Origin of the sequence: Pseudomonas veronii, from assembly GCF_002028325.1 — a bacterium.
GTDB classification, from domain to species: domain Bacteria; phylum Pseudomonadota; class Gammaproteobacteria; order Pseudomonadales; family Pseudomonadaceae; genus Aquipseudomonas; species Aquipseudomonas veronii.
Map to the genome: position 1 here is coordinate 4553264 of NZ_CP018420.1, position 17200 is coordinate 4570463.

General features: G+C 63.9%; 16 protein-coding genes. 4 read left to right on the top strand and 12 right to left on the bottom strand.

The annotated features are described in order from the left end of the window. Positions 1 to 123: 123 nt before the first annotated feature. Genes PverR02_RS20560 through PverR02_RS20570 form a run of 3 tightly spaced genes read right to left on the bottom strand, consistent with a single transcriptional unit; the run spans position 124 to position 4310 of the window. The gene (locus PverR02_RS20560; protein WP_079444280.1) at positions 124 to 1188 is read right to left on the bottom strand and encodes a lipocalin-like domain-containing protein; all 1065 of its coding nucleotides are present in this window, start codon (positions 1186 to 1188) and stop codon (positions 124 to 126) included. Continuing rightward, positions 1178 to 3640: an ABC transporter permease gene (locus PverR02_RS20565; RefSeq protein ID WP_079444281.1), complete on the bottom strand. Its 2463-nt coding sequence runs from the start codon at positions 3638 to 3640 to the stop codon at positions 1178 to 1180. Before PverR02_RS20565 ends, PverR02_RS20560 begins: the two co-directional genes overlap by 11 nt. 1 nt (position 3641) lies before the next feature. Further along, complete coding sequence (locus PverR02_RS20570) at positions 3642 to 4310, bottom strand: ABC transporter ATP-binding protein (RefSeq protein WP_046382779.1); 669 nt, start codon at positions 4308 to 4310, stop codon at positions 3642 to 3644. A 279-nt stretch (positions 4311 to 4589) separates the two neighbouring features. Here PverR02_RS20570 and pmrG point away from each other — a divergent pair, with 279 nt between their 5' ends. From pmrG to PverR02_RS20585, 3 genes are all read left to right on the top strand, one after another. Further along, positions 4590 to 5270, top strand: a complete 681-nt coding sequence (pmrG, locus tag PverR02_RS20575; RefSeq protein WP_046382778.1) for a lipopolysaccharide core heptose(II)-phosphate phosphatase PmrG — start codon at positions 4590 to 4592, stop codon at positions 5268 to 5270. A gap of 186 nt (positions 5271 to 5456) precedes the next feature. Further along, positions 5457 to 7112: a lipid IV(A) 4-amino-4-deoxy-L-arabinosyltransferase gene (gene arnT / locus PverR02_RS20580; RefSeq protein ID WP_079444282.1), complete on the top strand. Its 1656-nt coding sequence runs from the start codon at positions 5457 to 5459 to the stop codon at positions 7110 to 7112. 9 nt (positions 7113 to 7121) lie between these two features. Continuing rightward, positions 7122 to 8639: an ArnT family glycosyltransferase gene (locus tag PverR02_RS20585; protein ID WP_079444283.1), complete on the top strand. Its 1518-nt coding sequence runs from the start codon at positions 7122 to 7124 to the stop codon at positions 8637 to 8639. Positions 8640 to 8731: 92 nt separating this feature from the next. Here PverR02_RS20585 and PverR02_RS20590 read toward each other — a convergent pair whose 3' ends face one another. The 9 genes from PverR02_RS20590 to PverR02_RS20630 all read right to left on the bottom strand — a co-directional run bounded on the left by PverR02_RS20590 (position 8732) and on the right by PverR02_RS20630 (position 15642). Beyond that, complete coding sequence (locus PverR02_RS20590; protein ID WP_079444284.1) at positions 8732 to 9238, bottom strand: hypothetical protein; 507 nt, start codon at positions 9236 to 9238, stop codon at positions 8732 to 8734. Then, positions 9235 to 9753 carry a hypothetical protein gene (locus PverR02_RS20595; RefSeq protein WP_079444285.1) on the bottom strand — a complete coding sequence of 173 codons (519 nt, stop codon included), beginning with the start codon at positions 9751 to 9753 and terminating at the stop codon, positions 9235 to 9237. Before PverR02_RS20595 ends, PverR02_RS20590 begins: the two co-directional genes overlap by 4 nt. Beyond that, on the bottom strand, positions 9750 to 10376 hold the full coding sequence (locus PverR02_RS20600) for a hypothetical protein (RefSeq protein WP_227778682.1): 627 nt from the start codon (positions 10374 to 10376) through the stop codon (positions 9750 to 9752). The genes PverR02_RS20595 and PverR02_RS20600 overlap by 4 nt, the downstream gene beginning before the upstream one ends. Before the next feature lie 200 nt (positions 10377 to 10576). Then, the gene (locus tag PverR02_RS20605) at positions 10577 to 11509 is read right to left on the bottom strand and encodes a pyridoxamine 5'-phosphate oxidase family protein (protein WP_079444287.1); all 933 of its coding nucleotides are present in this window, start codon (positions 11507 to 11509) and stop codon (positions 10577 to 10579) included. A gap of 79 nt (positions 11510 to 11588) precedes the next feature. After that, positions 11589 to 12473 carry a LysR substrate-binding domain-containing protein gene (locus PverR02_RS20610; protein ID WP_079444288.1) on the bottom strand — a complete coding sequence of 295 codons (885 nt, stop codon included), beginning with the start codon at positions 12471 to 12473 and terminating at the stop codon, positions 11589 to 11591. Beyond that, a complete protein-coding gene (locus tag PverR02_RS20615; protein ID WP_079444289.1) occupies positions 12473 to 13393 on the bottom strand; it encodes a LysR family transcriptional regulator in 921 nt (306 codons plus the stop codon). The genes PverR02_RS20610 and PverR02_RS20615 overlap by 1 nt, the downstream gene beginning before the upstream one ends. An 18-nt stretch (positions 13394 to 13411) precedes the next feature. After that, positions 13412 to 14044: a glutathione S-transferase family protein gene (locus PverR02_RS20620; RefSeq protein WP_079444290.1), complete on the bottom strand. Its 633-nt coding sequence runs from the start codon at positions 14042 to 14044 to the stop codon at positions 13412 to 13414. A 132-nt stretch (positions 14045 to 14176) separates the two neighbouring features. Beyond that, positions 14177 to 14968: an ABC transporter permease gene (locus tag PverR02_RS20625; protein WP_017847549.1), complete on the bottom strand. Its 792-nt coding sequence runs from the start codon at positions 14966 to 14968 to the stop codon at positions 14177 to 14179. Next, positions 14965 to 15642: an ABC transporter ATP-binding protein gene (locus tag PverR02_RS20630; protein WP_046490630.1), complete on the bottom strand. Its 678-nt coding sequence runs from the start codon at positions 15640 to 15642 to the stop codon at positions 14965 to 14967. Before PverR02_RS20630 ends, PverR02_RS20625 begins: the two co-directional genes overlap by 4 nt. Positions 15643 to 15898: 256 nt before the next feature. On the opposite strand from PverR02_RS20630, the gene PverR02_RS20635 reads away from it, so the two are divergent. Then, positions 15899 to 17104: a DUF1835 domain-containing protein gene (locus PverR02_RS20635; protein WP_079444291.1), complete on the top strand. Its 1206-nt coding sequence runs from the start codon at positions 15899 to 15901 to the stop codon at positions 17102 to 17104. The last annotated feature ends 96 nt before the right edge of the window (positions 17105 to 17200 follow it).

Below are 17200 nucleotides of genomic sequence, written 5' to 3' on the forward strand. Positions count from 1 at the left end.
GATGCGATGAAGTTGGCGTCGAAATATAAGCAAGCAAACACCGCCCCGGCACAAGTCCGAGGGGGCTAAATCACATTTGGGAAGTTGCCTACGCAGAAGAGGATCAGCACCTACAGAAAAGTGCTAATACCCGGTCATCTCCAGATACCCAACCCCACCCTCAAACTGCACCGGTCCTTCCCAGTAGGGAATATTCAGGTTCATCCAGGCCTTCGGGTTGACGGCATCGGTGGTGATATCCAACTGCTTGCCGGGAATTTTCAGCGACCAGCGTGTGGGGATACGTCGCCCGTCGATGTCAGTGCTGGCCAGTGGCGTAAGCTGGATATCGGCATCGTGCAGGGTTTGGGTATGGCCCTCGCGGTCGATCCAGGTGCCGGTGAGATAACCCGTGCCGTCCTTTTGCCTTACGCGAAACAGCATCAACTGCTCGCCACGGTCCAGGTGCAGGGAAAACCAGTCCCAGCCGGTCTGGCCGGCGGCCAGAGGTTGGCTGCTCCACTCGCGGTCGAGCCAGGCCGGGCCCGTGACCTGGTACACCTTGCCGTCGAGGCTGACGCTGCCGTTGGCGGTGAAAAACGGCTGGCTGTAGTAGTACGAGGCCTGGCCTTGGTCGGACTTGCGGCTGTAGCCGTTGTCACCTTGCAGCACCAACGGGCGACTGGACGTCAGTTGCAAGTCGTAGGCGAATTGCGGACCGCTGGCCTTGAGCTGCATGTCCGCCAAAGGGCCGGCGGCGCCTGGGCGGGTGGCGAAGCTCCAGTCGTCGATCCACGCACTGAACGGCGCGGCCCGGGCCCCGGCCTGGCCGACGCCGCCACGGGCGTAGCGCTCGGCGGCGTAGTGCCGGGTGGCCGAGGTGACGGCGGCGTGGCCGAGCCAGATCGTTGAGTCGTGCCAGCCCGGTTGCGTCGGCCCGGCCTTGAGGGCATTGCGAAACAAGGTCCATTGCACGCCGAACACATGGCCCTGGGCGTCTTGCAGGTTGGCGGTGACGTACCACCACTCGATGCGAAAACCGGCGTGAGGGCCGTGGTCCTCGGGAAAAGCGAAGACCTTGCCGGGCACCACCTGGGCAAAATCCGCCGCATCACTGCCCAGGCCGGCGAAACTTTCCTCGGGCGCGGGGGCTTTGTCACAGCCGCTCACCAGCAACAGAGCGAGGCACAGCAGCGCCTTAATCTTCATGGGCAAACGTCCTCAGCAAATCCGCCGGGCGACTGCGGTACAACTGCCACAGCGGCCATGCCGACGCCAGCAACGTGGCCAGCAGCGCCAGACCCAGCAGTCGCGCCAGTTGCCAGGGAAAAACATGCAACGGCAGGCGCCAGCCAAATGCCTGCACATTGATCACCGCATCCAGGCACCACGCCAACAGCAACCCCAAGGGCAACGCCAGCAGCAGCGTCAGCACCGCGAGCAGCCAGGTCTGCCCCAGGTTGAGCAGCATCAATTGCCGGCGCGTCACGCCCAATGCCCACAGCGGGGCGAGTTGGCCGAGGCGGCTTTGGCTCTGGGTCAGCAGGCTGATGAACAGCGCCACGCCCGCCACGCCCAGCGTCAGGCTGTTCAAGGCGGCGGTGGCGGCAAAGGTGCGCTCGAACACTTGGCTTGACCAGCCCTTGAGGGTCTGTTGGTCAACGATACGGCTGTCGTCCAGGGTGAACTCGCGCTGCACCTCATGCACCAGCGGCGCCACGTTTTGCGGCAGTACGCGCAGGTTGAAACGCGCCGGCGACAGCGTCGGCCAATGCGCCAACAGGTGCTGTGCATTGACCAGCACGTGGCCCTTGGGGTTGCCATAGTCGGCGTAGATCCCCACCACCTGGGGCGACCACACACCCTCGGGCGTGGGGATGTTGACGGCGTCGCCCACTTGCACATTCAAGCGCCGCGCCAGTTGCTCGCTGAGCATCAGCGTGTCACTGCGCAGCAACTGGTCCCACGGCGCGCTCACGGCTTCGAGCAACGGCCAATGCTGGCGATAGGTCGGCGCGTCGACCACGCCAAACACATCCGCCGGCCAGCCCTGTAATTGCACGGCGACCTGCCAGGTGGGCAGCACCGCCTGCACCAGCGGTTGTTGCGTGAGCCAGGTATTCAAGCGGTCGGCCTGGGCCGGGGTGCTTGGGTTGAGGTACAGCTCGGCGGTGAGGCGTTGTTCCAGCCAATTGCTGAAGGTCAGGCGAAAACCCGAGGTCATGGAGCCCGCGCCGATATTGGCCGCCAGCGCCAACAGCAACGCCATCAGCGCCAGGCTCAAGGCCGGCAACTGTTGGCGGCAGTCGGCGAGAAACCACTGCCCGAGTACCGAGCGGCTGCGTCCCAGCAGCGCTTTCAACAGCGCATTGAGCAGCACCGGCAGCCCCAACGCGGCACCGAGCAGCAAGGCCGCCATCAGCACAAATCCGGCAGCCAGACTGTTGCCCCACCATAGCGCCAACAGCGCGATCAGCAACGCCGCACTCGCCACCCGGCCCTGACGCCGCAACCAGCGCCCATGGGCCTCATGCCAGGCCTGAGGGTTGGCCAACGCCAGCAACGGCAAGCGCGCCGCGCGCCACACACTACCGGCCCCGGCGAGCAACGCCCCGAGCAGGCTCAGGCCCAACCCGGCGAGCCACCACCACGGGCTGAGGCTCAACTGCCCTGGCACTTCAGCGCCGTACAGGCCGCGCAGGCTGGCGGCCACATCCGGCAGCAAGACACTGGCGAGCACATAGCCGCTGGCGACACCGAGCACACCGCCAAGCAGGGCCAGGGCGCCCAGTTCCATGCCCAGGCCGAGGAGCAACATCCGCCCGCTGACCCCGCAAGCACGCAAGGTGCGCAGCAGCCCGCGCCGCTGTTCCAGGGCCAGGCCGATGGCGGCATGGACGATAAACAGCCCGACCACAAAGGATAAAAAACCCAGCGCATCCAGGTTCAGGTGAAAGCTTTCGGTGAGGCGCGCGAGGTTATTGTCCTGCGCCTGTTTGAGTTGCAGTCCGGCCGGCGGCGTGGGATGGGTGGCGGCGAACGATGTGTCGAGCAACAACCGCGACAGGCGCCCCGGCATGTCCAGCAACGGTTGGGCAAAACCGATGTCGGTCAGCAACAGGCCGGGGGCCATGTCCGCTTGAACCTGCAACGGCGGCAAGGCTTGCCCGCTGGCCGTCAGCGGCCGTTCACCGGCCTGCAACCCCAGTGCCTGCAAGGTGTGCGGGGCGATCCAGGTGCGCCCCGGCGGGTCGAAGAACGCGACCATTTGCGCCTGGCTCAAGCGCTGCCCCGCCACCGCGCCGCTGCCGGGCAGCGACACCGGATCGATGCCCATCAATTGCAGGCGCCGGTCCTCATGCCCCTTGAGCTGCACCCGCCCTTGCACCACCGGCGACACCGGCCAGCCGGCGCGGCGCAACTGGGCAAACAGCGCCTGGGGGAAGCTGGCACCGTCGGGCATGCTGAGGCTGGCCTGGGGTTCGCCGCCGATCAACTGACTGGCTCGGGCGTAGCTGTCCCGCGCCTGGCTGTTGAGCGCTTGCACCCCGGTCAGCAGCGCGGTGGCCAGCCACAGCCCGGTCAGCACACTGAAAAACTGCACGGGGTGGCGCCGCCAGTGGCTGAGCAACGCGCGTAAAGTCCAATAGAGCACCGCCATCTCAGCCGACGTCCGCAGGCAGGACGTGGCCGCGGTGCAACACCACCTGCCGGTCGAGCCGTGCGGCAATGCGCGGGCTGTGAGTGACCATCAACAAGCTGGTGGGGGTGTCGCGCAACAGGTCCAGCAGCAGTTGCAGCACCTCATCGCTGGTAGCCTCATCCAGATTGCCCGTCGGTTCATCCGCCAGCAGCAAGCCGGGTCGAGACGCCAGCGCCCGCCCCACTGCCACCCGTTGCTGCTGGCCGCCGGAGAGTTGTTCCGGGTAGCGCTTGAGCAGATCCCCCAGGCCCAGACGCTCGACCAACTGCGCTTGCCAGCGCGGATCAAAGCGCCCCGCCAGGCGCGCCTGGAACGCCAGGTTGTCGTCGACGCGCAAGCTGCCGATCAGGTTGAACTGCTGGAACACCAGGCCGATCTCAGTGCGCCGCCAATCGGCCAACTGCCGCTCGCTCATCTGATCCAGACGCTGCTCACCCACGCGGATACTGCCGCCGTCGACACGATCCAAGCCGGCCACCAGGTGCAACAGCGTGCTTTTCCCGCTGCCGGACTCGCCCATCAGCGCCAGGCTGCCACCCTGCGCCAAGTGCAGATCAACCCCGGCCAATACCGTCAGCGGGCCCTGCGCAGTGACGTAGCATTTATGGACACCTTGCACTTGCAACATGGGAACGCTCGCTCGCCAATGGACTGCAATCGAGGATAACGGCTGACCGCCCTCGCCACGCAAATTTTTCACATACATTTCACCGGTTACCTACCGACCACCGAATAAAGTGCCGAACAAGCGCCAATAACGCTCAACTTATTAGTTGTCGGCATACATAACTTTTAACGCTCCAGTTTTCAGCAAAAAGACAGCAACTGTATGACAGGCTCTTGCTCCACTACGGGCCCAGTCAAACGGTTGTGCCTGACTAATAAAAAGCTGCCTGACATCCCCACGGTGAATAGTGTGGTTAACCTGACCCTGACCAAACCGCGTTCGTATCAAGCTCGGGCAAAACGCCTGAAAAAACTCTGGCTGGGCACGACAGCACTCGCCCTGTTCGGCACATTGCTGACAGGTTTGCTGGCCTGGCCTGTATCGCCACCGGACCTGAGCACGGCCAATCGCCTGCTGACCTCAGGTCTGCTGGCCAATTGGCGCGATGGCAATCTGGTGGTGCTGGTCCGCCATGAAGAACGCTGTGACCGTTCCTCCAATCCTTGCTTCGGCCCCGCCGATGGCCTGACGATCAACGGCACCCAACAGGCCGTCGAAATCGGCAAAGCCTTTAAAATACTAGGCATGGAGGGTACAGACGTGTTCAGCAGCCCGACCACCCGCACCGCCCAGACCTCGCTGTTCATGTTTGGCAAGACCGAACTGTCGCCAAGCCCGCTATCGATCTGCGGCGATGCCATGGGTGAGGAAATTCTCAGCCACAAGCAACCCGGGCACAACTTTATGCTGATTACTCACAGCGCCTGCATCAGCGACATCGAACGGGACCTCGGCTACCCCCACGCCAAATCCACCGAATACGGCAGCGCGTTATTCGTCAAGGTGCTGGGCAACGGCAAGCTCAAGGCCGTGGGCATTATAAACAGCGGAGACTGGCCAGAGGCGCTCAAGCAACTTTAGACACTTTTACCTACACAAGAGGCAGATGTTCAGCCAAACGACAGCCAACTTCTGGCATGTTTAACTGCGCCTGTTAGTTAAGGACGTCATGAATACTTTCAGCCCATTAGTGAACACTGTGACATTTTATCGCACTTTTTCCTTATATCCTTTTCCTACACTTAAACGTCAAGGAGCGACGTTCGCATGACCCGATTCAAACCCCTTCCCTTACTGCTACTGGCCTTCGTCGCGTTTTATCTCCTGCCCCTGGGCCTGCACGGTCTATGGATACCCGATGAAACCCGCTACGCCCAGATCAGCCAGGAAATGCTCATGAGCGGCAATTGGACCGCGCCGCATTTCATGGGCGTGCGTTATTTTGAAAAACCCGCCGCCGGCTACTGGCTGATCGCCCTCGGTCAGGCGGTGTTTGGCCAGAACCTGTTCGGTGTGCGGATCGCCTCCGCGTTGACCGGCGGCCTGAGCGTGCTGCTGGCCTACCTGATCGCCCGCCGCCTGTGGAACGACCCGCGCAAAAGCTTCGCCTGCGCCCTGCTCTACTTGAGCTTCGGCCTGGTGGCGGGGCAAGCCGGCTACTCCAATCTTGATCCGCAGTTCACCTTCTGGGTCAACCTCAGCCTGGTAGCGCTGTGGTTTGCCCTCGACAGCCGCACCCCGCGAGCCCGACTCGGCGCTTGGGCCGTGCTGGGGCTGGCCTGCGCGATGGGCTTCATGACCAAGGGCTTCCTCGCGTGGCTGCTGCCGGTGCTGATTGCCGTACCTTATATGCTCTGGCAGCGGCGCCTGGGTGAGTTGCTGCGGTACGGCCCGCTGGCGATCGTCGTGGCAGTCCTGGTGTGCCTGCCGTGGGTGTGGGCGGTCCATGTGCAGGAACCTGACTACTGGAATTTCTTCTTCTGGCACGAGCACATCCGCCGTTTTGCTTCGGGCACTGCACAACATGCGCGGCCGTGGTGGTTCTTCCTGCCGATCATGGTCGTCTCGTGCCTGCCCTGGGCGGGGTTGCTACCGACCACGCTGCACCAGACCTGGAAAGAAAAGCGCCAACCGGCGACGGCCTTTCTCGCCCTGTGGATGCTGCTGCCGCTGGGCTTCTTCAGCCTGAGCAGCGGCAAGCTGCCGACCTACATCATGCCGTGCCTGTTACCGCTGGCGTTGTTGATGGGGCATGCCTTGATCGATGTGATACAGCAGGGCAAAACCCGCGCGATTTGCATCAACGGCCTGCTCAACTTCGTGCTTGGCATGGCGGCGATGGTGACGTTGATCTGTCTGCAGATCGGCGACCCGCTGTACGGCAACAGCCACGCCGAGATGTTCAGCCTGTCGTTGACCTTCATTGTGCTGCTGGGCTGGGTGCTGACCAACCTGCTGCAAGCCTTTCGCCCGCTGACACTCTGGGCGACGCCGGCCCTGGGCATCGGTTTGCTGGTGCTACTCCTGCCAGCGGGCATGCCGGCGCGGATATCGAATAACGAAATGCCCGATCAGTTCGTGCTTGAACACCTGGATGAACTGCAGCAAACCCAAGCACTGCTGAGCAACGAGTTAGGCTCGGCATCCGCACTGGCGTGGCGCCTGAACCGGTCGGATGTCGCGTTTTATGACACCGAAGGCGAGCTGCAATATGGCCTGCAATACCCAGATACCATACAGCGCAAGGTCGGGCTGGATGACGTCCAGTCGTGGCTGGCCGAAGCCCGCCGCCAAGGCGCGGTCGGGGTGCTGATGCGCGTCAGGAGCACCAGCGAACACCTTGAGGAAGGGCAACTGCCACCCGGCGGCAAGCGCTATCGCAAGGGCGACCTGGTGCTCACCCTTTATCCAAAACTCCCTTAGGAACCGTCCATGAGTGTCTGGAAAACCGAACGTGGCGCCCTGCTGCTATTGCTGGGCGTGTCGGCCCTGCTCCTGCTGCTGGGCCTGGGCAGTCGCGACCTATGGGGGCCCGAAACCCGTTGGGCGAACATCGTCGTGCAGATGCTGCAAAGCGGTGACTACTTCGATCCGTACCTCAAAGGCACGCCGTATTACGACAAGCCTTTGCCCTCCTACTGGCTGATCAGCGGGTTCGCCAACCTGATGGGCGGCCTGGGGCCGTGGTCGCTGCGCCTGTCGTCGGTGATTGCCGGATGGTTGAGCATCTGGCTGGTGTACCTGATCGGCGAGCGCCTGTTTCGCAAAGGCACCGGGCTGATTGCCGGGTGGATGCTCGCCACCACCTTCTACTTCCTGTTCTGGGCGCGCGTGGCCACGGCGGATGTGCTCACGGTGTGCGGTGTGCTGGCGGCGGTGTGGTGGTACTGGCGCGGGCCGGATGACACACGGTTGTGGCGCTACACGGTGTTTTTCCTGCTGTTGGCCGCGACCTCGCTGTTCAAGGGCTTGATCGGTTTTGTGCTGCCGGGCCTGGTGCTGCTGCCGCATCTGCTCAGCGAGCACCGCTACAAACGTCACCTCAACCTGCGCCTGGTGCTGGCCCTGCTGATTGCCGCCGGGTGCTATGCCATCCCCTTCGTGCTGTCGCACTTCTACGGAGCGCCGACCTACGGCGAAAGCGGGCTGGCCCTGGTATTCCGCGAAAACGTCGTGCGTTTCTTCGACCCCTTCGACCACATGGGGCCGATCTACACCTATCTGATCTACCTGCCCGCCTACACCCTGCCCTGGGCACCGTGCTGGTTGCTCGGCCTGTGGCTGGCCGTGCGGCATTGGCGCCAGACCCCGCCCAACGTGCGCTGGCTGGTATGGGGCCTGGGCCTGCTGTTCGTGTTCTTCACCGCCAGCGGCAGCCGCCGCAGTTACTACGTGCTGCCGCTGGTGCCGTTCGCCCAGTTGCTGGGAGCCTGGTGGCTGAGCGAACGGCTGGCGAAAAAAACCGCCAGCTGGCCGCGCTGGCAGAAAGGCTTTGGCATTGCCGCCGCACTGATGCTGCTGGTGCTCGGCGTGGTGTACCCGTGGACCAACGGCAACGGCGGCGTGACGCGTTTCGTCGAGGACGTGCAAGCTCAAGCCGAGAAGACCGCGCCATGGAACCAATGGCAAATGGTGCTGGTGGAAGTCGACAACAAACTGCCGATGTACCTGCAAAACGGCGGTCAGCCGTTCTACTACGTCGCCGAAACCCAGGACTTCCCCCGCCAGGGCGACAGCGCTGCGTTCATGACCTGGCTGGAACACACCAGCGGCCGCCGCTTCGATCCGCAACACACGATTATCATCGCGCAGTACTCCAAGGACGATCCCACGCCCCTGGCCTACCTGGGCGCGGATCATCAGGTGATCACCACCCAGCCGGACAATGGCGAGCGGCTGTTTCACCAGCGTGCGGGGGGGAGTGTGGCGTTTATCCCGATGTCGCGCTGACCTGCCCGCCCCTGGCGCTCGACGACAGCCAAAGCCACACGCTGTTGGCGCCGCAGGGGTTGCCGCTGCGGCGCCGAACATCCCTCACCGGCTCACTGATAGGGAATCAAGCGATCGCGGTCCAGGTCTCGCATCAGGTCGCCGAGCATTTCACTCTCGCTGCGCGGTTCGGTCATGGGGATGTACCAAGTCGTGGCCGTCCAGCCGCCACGCTTGTAGGCATAGGTTTTCAGCAGTTGACCGTCCTTGAACACCGAGCCATGCAATTGCCGCTCGTAGGTGTAGGGCACTGGCACGGTCAGCAGCGTCAGAGCGCCGAGTACTGCGGGGAGCACTCCGGCCCCTTTACCGCCACTCTGGTCGACCAACAGGCTGTAGCCGGTCTTGCTGAAACCACCGTCGAGAAAACTGAAGGCGCCTGTATCACGCAGCAACTGGATGACTTCGCGCTGCTTTTGCTGATCGAACCGGGATTCGGGCGGCGGCATGGTGACGCTCATCGGCACATAGGCGCGCTGGGCTTTGTAGTCCAGGGGTTTGAGGGCGGTGCCGCAGCCGCCGAGCAACAGCACGGCAGCCATTAAGGTGATCCTGATCATTGCGCGTGCTCCACAGGCAGTAGGCCATCACGTTGTACATCCTGGACAAAGGCGCGGGTGATACGGTTTACGTTCTCTTGCTGCATCCCGCCGCTGCCATCGAGCAGCCAAGTGTATTTGTGGGTCACGTTGCGATAGCTGTATTGCTTCAACAGCTTTCCATTCTGTTGCAGGGAAAACTCGGTGGTGGTGTCGATACTCTGGGACAAGGGCAGCAGAAACAGCGTCGCCGTACTCAGCAGAATTACCGGGAAAGGTGGCAACCCGCGCTGGCTATTGAAGCGGATCAACACCGAATAATCCCCTTCCTTGCCTTGGCCGGTTTCGACACTGCGAAACACTCCGGTTTCGCGTAACTGGTTACGGATTTGCGCGGCATTCAGCGGGTCGTCGACCATGACATGGATCGACTTGAGGTAGTCCTGACCGTCGGGCAACGCGCGCTCGGGCAGGGTATTGGTGGCCGCACAGCCAGTCAGCAGCGCCAGGACGCCCAGGGTAATAACGCGGTTCATGGACGCATCTCTTGAGGGGTGTTCTGGCCCGCAGCGGTAGACGGCGGCGCGATGATATGCGGGGCGGCGCTGCGATAATCCAGCGGTATCAACTCCAGCGCCGGCAAGCGCGGAACCGATTGTCGCGCGATCGGTTCATCGCGACCTTGCTGGTCGCGCCAACGGAAGGCGCACAGGGACGCCCCCAGGCACAGCGAGCGAAATTCACCGAGGTAATAGGCCTTGCCGGCTTGCAGGCGCATCGGCAGGTTGAACTTCTCCCGAGCCTGGACCGAGGTGTAAGTGGTGCCCAGGGTGGGTGAATAGGTGCTGGAGAAGAACTGGAAATCATAAAACTCATAATCTCCCGGTTTGAGCGGCAGCACGAACACACTGGCGACGCCGGTCTGGTCCTTCACATCCTGAGGCGTTTCCCGCCCGACACCGACCCATATACCCGCGGCCCCGAAGGCGGAGCCACGCTTGCGAAACAACAGGCGCTGGTTGGGTGCGGGAGACGCCTTGAGGTTCTGCGGGCCGATGGAGCCCACAAGATAAGCCACCGGTTCTTCGGGGCCGGGTTGCAGCGGCTGACTGACCAGCGACGCGGGCTGGGTACCGCAGCCCGCCAAGGCTGCAGCCATTAAGAGCAAGGCCAAAGGCCTGGAAAAGCAAAACATGTCGAATCCTGAACGCGGGCAAAAAGGGAGCTGCAGACGCCACAGGAAAGACATGCAATGAGCCATCCTGGCGCTGCGCCTCGCGTCACTGCGAGGGGGGCGAATGGTACGGGACGGATGAGGGTTTGACCACCCGCTCACCCCCCAGGCTTTCCAGCGCAGCCCTACCAGCGCCCCATCGCCAGGCTGTACGGCGAAAACTCCGCAAACCGCCACCTCAACGCCAACGCCGCCGGGCGGCGCACCACCTGCTCCACCGTGACCGTCCACAACCGCTGCGCGCCCTCGAACCGCGCCACCTCGGGGCCGTTGAGGATCAACGAAGTGTGCCCGGCCAGGTGCATCACGTCGCCCGATGCAAAGTCGATGAACAACAACCCCGCCACCGGGTTGGCGTGCAGGTTGCCCAGGGTGTTGAAGAACAGGTTGCCGGCAAAGTCGGGGATGGTCAGCACGTCGCCCTCCACGCGCACGAAGCCGCGGTTGCCGCCGCGATGGGAGACGTCCACCGAGCGTTCGCCGTCGATGTCCACATAGCTGGCGACGAAGAACGTGTCGGCGTTGCGGATCATTGCGCGCGCGGCGTCATCCAGGCGGCTGCTGCGCTCGGCCACGCCCCCGGGTTGACGGGCGATCCCATCGACAGGGCGCAGTTGGATGTATTTGGGGCAATTGCCGAAGGTCTGGACCACATCGACCGCAAACCCCTCGGCATCCAGCGCGCCAACCCGACCATTCAGGCGATTGCGGCGGCGCGTGTCGAGGTCGATGCCGAGCAAGCCGACGGCGGCCCCTGGCTGCAGGGCCGAGCGCGCCGGGTCGCCGCTGCCAGGCAGGCTGTCGATCTGCAAGGTGTACGGGTCGGGTGAATGGGCAAACCCCGGCGCGCCTTCGATCATCGTCGCCCAGGGCATGCCGTGCACGTCCACCACGCCGAGCATCAGGTACGGCAACAGCGGATAGAACCCTCGGTGTTGCTCGGGCAGATGATCGCGGATCACCTTGGCGCCAATCATGTCCATACGCTCGGCGGCGCCGGCGCTGGCTTGCATCTGCCGTTCGCCGGCGTGCCAGGGGGAGTGTTCGATCAGGTTCATGGCGATCACCTCGTGTCAGATAGCCAGATGCTGCGCCCCGCCACGCGGCGAGAGAATACCCACGTTCGGCAATCGAGCATTACGCCAACTGAAATGCCGGATGCTCGCGCAACGCCGCCACGCAGTGATCGACAAAACTGCGCACGCGCATCGGCGCCTGGCGGCCTTCGCGGTAGACCACGTTGACCGGCAACGGCGCCAGCTCGTAGGCGGGCAGGACGCGGCGCAATTGCGCGCTGACCAGGTGCTCGTGAACCGGGTAGCTCAGGCACCGGATGATCCCCGCGCCATGCACGGCCGCATTGATCGCACCTTGCACCGTGGTGCAGCGCAGGCGTGTACGCGCCTTGAGGTGGGTATGGGGGAAATCCCAGTGGACCTGATCGGCGCTGGCGATCAGGCGATGCTGCTTGAGCTCGTGCGGGTACGCGGGTTCGCCGTGGGCCGCAAGGTAATCGGGGCTGGCGCAGAGGACCTGCCGCACCTGGCCGACTGGCCGCGCGATCAGCGACGAGTTGGGCAGCGCACCGACCAGGATCGCCACGTCCAGCCCCTCTTCGTGCAGGTTCGGGTAATAGTCGTGGTAGCGGGCTGTCAGGTAAACATCGGGATGGCGATCCATATAACCGGCCAGGATCGGCGCCATCACATACCGGCTGAACAGAAACGGCAGGAACACCCGCAGATTGCCCTGGGCCTGCACATGCGAGCCGTTGGCCGAGGCTTCGGCGGCGTCCACGGCCGCCAGCAGGCGGACACAGTCGGCGAGGTAGGCACGGCCGGCTTCGGTGAGGCGGACACCCCGCGTACTGCGTTGCAGCAACGCCACCTGCAGACGCGCTTCCAAGCGCGCCAACGCGCGCACCAGCGTCGCGCCGGACACCCGGGCGCTGCGCGCCGCCGCCGCCAGGCTCGGTTGCCCGGCCAGCGCCGCAAACAGCTGCATATCGCGATAGCGCTCCATCAGTTCGGCCGCTGCGACGCTGGGTTCAGGCCACGGTCCTGCGCGAAACGCTGGGTGAGGAAGTCGACGAAGGTCTGCACCTTCGCCGGTACGCGGGCGCCCTTCTGGAACACCACCTGGATCGGCAGCGGCGCGGGCTCGAACGCGTCGAGGACAATCTCCAGTTCACCGGCCGCCACCGCCGCCGCCACTTGATAGGACAGCACCCGGGTCATGCCCCAGCCGATGCGCGCCAGGTTGATCGCGGCGTTGTTCGCCGTGACCACCAGGCGCGGCTCGATGGGCACCGTCAGTTCCTGCTCGCCGTCGACGAATTGCCATGCGCTGATCAATTGGCTGGCCGACGACGTAGCGATTTTGGCCTCACGCAATTGCGTGGGATGTTGCGGCCGCCCGTGCCGGTCGAGATAGCCGGGCGACGCACACACCACCCGCCGCACTTCACCGACCTGGATCGCCTGTTGCCCCGGCTCCTGCAGATGGCCGATACGCACGGCCACGTCGACACCTTCGTCGGTCATGTTCACCACGCGATCGACCAGCAAAGCGTTGATGTTCACCAGAGGAAAACGATCGAGGTACGCCCCCAGCAACGGCGCCACATACAGCTCGCCAAACAGCACCGGGGCGGTCACGGTCAGTTGGCCGCAGGGGATGGAATAACTGCCCGCCGCCGCTTCCTCGGCTTCATTCAGCTCGGCGAGGATGCGTCGACAATCTTCCAGGTAGCGCTGGCCGGCTTCGGTCAGGTGCAGGCTGCGAGTGGTGCGCGCCAGCAGTTGGGTGCCGATGCGCTGTTCCATCGCGGCAATCGCCCGGGTCACGCTGGGCGGCGAGGTTTTCAGGCGGCGTGCGGCGGCGGCGAAGCTCTCCTCCTCGGCCACCGCGAGGAACACCTGCATTTCATGAAAGCGGTCCATCGGTGTCCCTCTTGAAGGTTACTGTGATTGCAGGCCCACCGCCGTGCGTGGCATGCCGACAAACCCCGGCAAGGCTTCGATACTGGCCAGCCAGGCGCGTACTTGAGGGTAGTCGGCCAGCGACACATTGCCTTCCGGCGCGTGAGCCACGTAGGTGTAGAAAGCGATGTCGGCAATGCTCGGCTGCTCACCGACCAGGAAGCGGCTTTGGCCCAACTGCTGCTCTACCAATTGCAGCAAGGCGTGGGAGCGACTGATGGCGGCGACGGTATCGACATCCGCGCCAAACACCACCGCCAGCCGCGCGGTCGCCGGCCCGGCGTGGAGCTGACCGGCGGCGGCCGACAGCCAGCGCTGCACACGCGCCTGCCCCAGCGGGTCGCTCGGCAGCCATTGGCCGTTGCCGTACTTGCTCGCCAGGTACAGCAGAATCGCGTTGGAATCGGCGAGTACGGTGCCGTTGTCATCGATCGCCGGCACCTGGCCGAACGGGTTGATCGTTTCGACGAATTCAGCGGTTTTGTGCGCGCCTTGCTTGAGGTCGACCAGGATGAATTCGCTGGGCAGGCTCAACAGCGACAGCATCAGCTCGACCCGGTGGGAATGGCCGGACAGGGGGAAACCATAGAGTTTGATCGCAGGCTGGGACATGAAAGGCTCCAAAGAAGTGGGGGTCTTGACGCCAGGCATGTTCCGCCGTGGCGCCTATCGATGGAATCACCAGGATTTACAATCGAGCATTTCACGCGGTGAAACAATCACCGACAGTCCATCGCCTGGCCGTCAGCGCTCTTGCAGCCGATCGCGCAAAAACCGATGGCTCCTGGAAAACAGGCGCCGGTAGGTGAGCAGCACCGCGCCGACCGTGCCCAACGCCGACGAAGCGGCGATCAGAAACATGATCACGATCTGGTAGCGCACCGCATCCACCGGGCTCTCGCCCGCCAGCACCTGGCCGGTCATCATGCCCGGCAGGCTGACGATGCCGACCACGGCCATCTGGTTCAGCGTCGGGATCATCCCGGCGCGCACCGCCTGGCGGATCGCTTCCTGCGCCGCTTCCCAGCGTGAGCCGCCGAGGGCGAGGATCATCTCGATGGTGTTGCGGCCCGAGGTCAGTTCCTGGGTCATGCGCTCGATGCCCAGGGACACGCCGGTCAGGGTATTGCCGAGGATCATGCCGAGGATCGGGATCGCGTACTGCGGCTCGTACCATGGGTGGATGCGAATCACCGCAAACAAGCCCACCGCCGTGACCAGCCATGAACTGCCCCACACCGACACGATGCTGTCGATCCGTTGCCCACGGTAAGTGCGCCGCCCGCGCCCCGCCGCCGACAGGCCGGCAATCAGGGTCATCGCGCACATCAGCGGCAGCACCACGTACCAATAGGCGAACGCGAACACCCAGCCCAGCAGGTAACCGATCGCCAGCAGTTGCACCACGGTACGCACGGCGGCCCACAACAACTGGCGCTCCAGGCCCAGGCGCAACGCCAGCGACAGCGCGCCGTTGATCAGGATCAGCGCGGCGGCGATGGCCATGTCCAGCGCGGTCAGGTTCTGGTAGTTCATGCTTGGGTGGCTCCGCTCAGCACACCGGCGCTCATGTGCAGGTGGATGTCACTCATGCGTTGGGCCTGTTCCAGGTCGTGGGACACCCAGACATACGCGCGGGTCGGGTCATCGGCGAACCAGGCATCGATCAGCGCTTCGACATCACGCGAGGACGCGGGGTCGAGGGCGGCGGTGGGTTCATCCAGCAACAGCACCTCGGGGTTGAGCTGCAGGGTGCGGATCAACGCCACCACCTGGGACTCGCCGCCCGACAGGTCACTGGCATTTTTTGCCAGGAAGTCCGGCGACTTGCCGGCATGCTGCAGCAGCGCGGTGACGGTCGCCAGCTCGAAATGACGTTTACGCAGGCTCTTGAGGCTGAACGGGAAACGCAGGTTGTCCAGTACGGTGCCGTCGATCAGCGCCGGGCGTTGGGACAGGTAGCAGATGCGGCTGCGGTACTCGGGAATGTCTGCGTTAGCGATCGGCCGATGATTCCACAGGACCTGCCCCGATGTGGGCGCGTCCAGCAACGCCAGTGCGCGCAGGAACACACTCTTGCCGGAACCGGACGCGCCGGTGATCGACACGCGGTCGGCGCGGTGCAGGGCGAAGTCAGTGGGCTGGAGCAAGACCGCCTGGCGACGCTCATCCCGGCGCGCCAGGGCGCGGGTTTCGATCAGTGCGCTCATGGACGCGAGGCTCCTCATGTTTCGGTCAGGCGCAATGGTGAAGCAGGCGGGCAGGCTTTTCATAGCAAAAGTTCAAGCGATGGCGACCGGTCCCGTGGCGGGCGCCTTGCAATCACCCCCTGCCCTGCCTATATTTGCCGCCTGGCGCTCTCTACGCCACCCTCCGCGGAAAGGGCTGCGCCCAAGACAGTGAAGCACTCAATCATTTCTACGACTCCCAACCTTAAAGCGGAAAAGGTGTGTGCAAGGAGCTCGTATGTCGCAACGCCGCGTATCCTCGACCACTGATGGCCGTCTCAACCTTGAGCAGCAGCGCAAGCGCGCCAAGGAACTGTTGCCGCGCCTGAAAAGCGAAAACCCCGACGCCACCTTGTCCCAGGCGCAATGGCAGATCGCCAAGCAGCTGGGTTTCAGCAGTTGGCCGCAGCTCAAGGCCCATGTCGACGCCATCGACTTCGCCGCCCGCCATCCCGATTTCGCCGCCAGCGATGAAGCCCGCACCAGCCATTGGCGCTGTGGCAACGACATTGCCCACAGCCTGCAACTGGCGGGGTTCAAGGGGCACTTCCAGATGCTCACCGACCCGCTGTGCATGGGCCCGGTTCGCGACCTGCCCCGCGAGGCATTCCGCGCCATGCGCAGCGCATTCATCAGTCACGCCTTTGCCCTGGGCGAAGCGGACGTGGCGCGCCGTGTCGCCGACGAATACAACCAACTGGAAACCTTGGCCAGCGCCGAACACAGCGTGCTGTGGTGCGAGGCGGATGCGTATGACCAACTGTTCCTGATCCGCGCCCTGGCGGCTCTTGACCAGGCACCGCGCAAGCTGGAACTGATCGAAGTGGACCGCATCCCGGGGGTAGAACGGTTTATCGGCATTGGCCAACTGGCCCCCGATGTACTGGCGTGGTTATGGCCGCAGCGGCGCCTGATCGACGACGAGGCGGTGCAGTTGGCCAAACAGGCGTGGTCGGCGTATTGCGCCAGTTCCCCGGTACAGTGGGCGGAACTGGCCCACGGGACGCACACGGCGCTGCCCTTTCTTGCACGCGCTTTACTGCGCCAGTTGCAGGAGTTGCCCGGCAGTCAGGATGGTTTGTCACTGACCGAACGCCTGTCCCTGGCCTACATCGCCGAAGCGGGGCCGGTAGCGTTCGGGCGCGTGTATGCCGAGTTGATGGCCAAGCGCGAACCGCTGCCGTTCCTCGGCGACATGATGTTCCATGCACTGCTGCGGCCGTTGATCGACGGCGAGCATCCTTTGTTGACGGAAACCGAGGCCCATCTTGAATGGCCTCGGCGGATGCTGGCGCTGACAGCGCTGGGGCACACCGTGCTGGGCGGCGATGCTTATTGGCTGGACCACGCCAGCCATGAACGCTGGGTCGGCGGTGTTTGCCTGAGGCCCGGCCAATCGCATTGGGCCCTTGATGAACAGCTGTCGCCGGTATGGCGGCCTTGATTCGCGGAGGGGGATTTCGTCCGGGCCGGACATAATATCTGTGAGGCCCAGTGCAAGGTGCTTTCAAGGTAATCACCACCGTCGATGACGACGAAG

Bases quoted from the DNA above. Each gene is read 5' to 3' on its own strand.
- PverR02_RS20605 (WP_079444287.1), bottom strand. From the start codon at position 11,509: ATGAACCTGATCGAACACTCCCCCTGGCACGCCGGCGAACGGCAGATG.
- PverR02_RS20595 (WP_079444285.1), bottom strand. From the start codon at position 9,753: ATGAACCGCGTTATTACCCTGGGCGTCCTGGCGCTGCTGACTGGCTGT.
- PverR02_RS20625 (WP_017847549.1), bottom strand. From the start codon at position 14,968: ATGAACTACCAGAACCTGACCGCGCTGGACATGGCCATCGCCGCCGCG.
- PverR02_RS20560 (WP_079444280.1), bottom strand. From the start codon at position 1,188: ATGAAGATTAAGGCGCTGCTGTGCCTCGCTCTGTTGCTGGTGAGCGGC.
- PverR02_RS20615 (WP_079444289.1), bottom strand. From the start codon at position 13,393: ATGGACCGCTTTCATGAAATGCAGGTGTTCCTCGCGGTGGCCGAGGAG.
- PverR02_RS20635 (WP_079444291.1), top strand. From the start codon at position 15,899: ATGTCGCAACGCCGCGTATCCTCGACCACTGATGGCCGTCTCAACCTT.
- arnT (WP_079444282.1), top strand. From the start codon at position 5,457: ATGACCCGATTCAAACCCCTTCCCTTACTGCTACTGGCCTTCGTCGCG.
- PverR02_RS20620 (WP_079444290.1), bottom strand. From the start codon at position 14,044: ATGTCCCAGCCTGCGATCAAACTCTATGGTTTCCCCCTGTCCGGCCAT.
- PverR02_RS20630 (WP_046490630.1), bottom strand. From the start codon at position 15,642: ATGAGCGCACTGATCGAAACCCGCGCCCTGGCGCGCCGGGATGAGCGT.
- PverR02_RS20600 (WP_227778682.1), bottom strand. From the start codon at position 10,376: ATGGCTGCAGCCTTGGCGGGCTGCGGTACCCAGCCCGCGTCGCTGGTC.
- PverR02_RS20565 (WP_079444281.1), bottom strand. From the start codon at position 3,640: ATGGCGGTGCTCTATTGGACTTTACGCGCGTTGCTCAGCCACTGGCGG.
- PverR02_RS20570 (WP_046382779.1), bottom strand. From the start codon at position 4,310: ATGTTGCAAGTGCAAGGTGTCCATAAATGCTACGTCACTGCGCAGGGC.
- PverR02_RS20590 (WP_079444284.1), bottom strand. From the start codon at position 9,238: ATGATCAGGATCACCTTAATGGCTGCCGTGCTGTTGCTCGGCGGCTGC.
- PverR02_RS20585 (WP_079444283.1), top strand. From the start codon at position 7,122: ATGAGTGTCTGGAAAACCGAACGTGGCGCCCTGCTGCTATTGCTGGGC.
- PverR02_RS20610 (WP_079444288.1), bottom strand. From the start codon at position 12,473: ATGGAGCGCTATCGCGATATGCAGCTGTTTGCGGCGCTGGCCGGGCAA.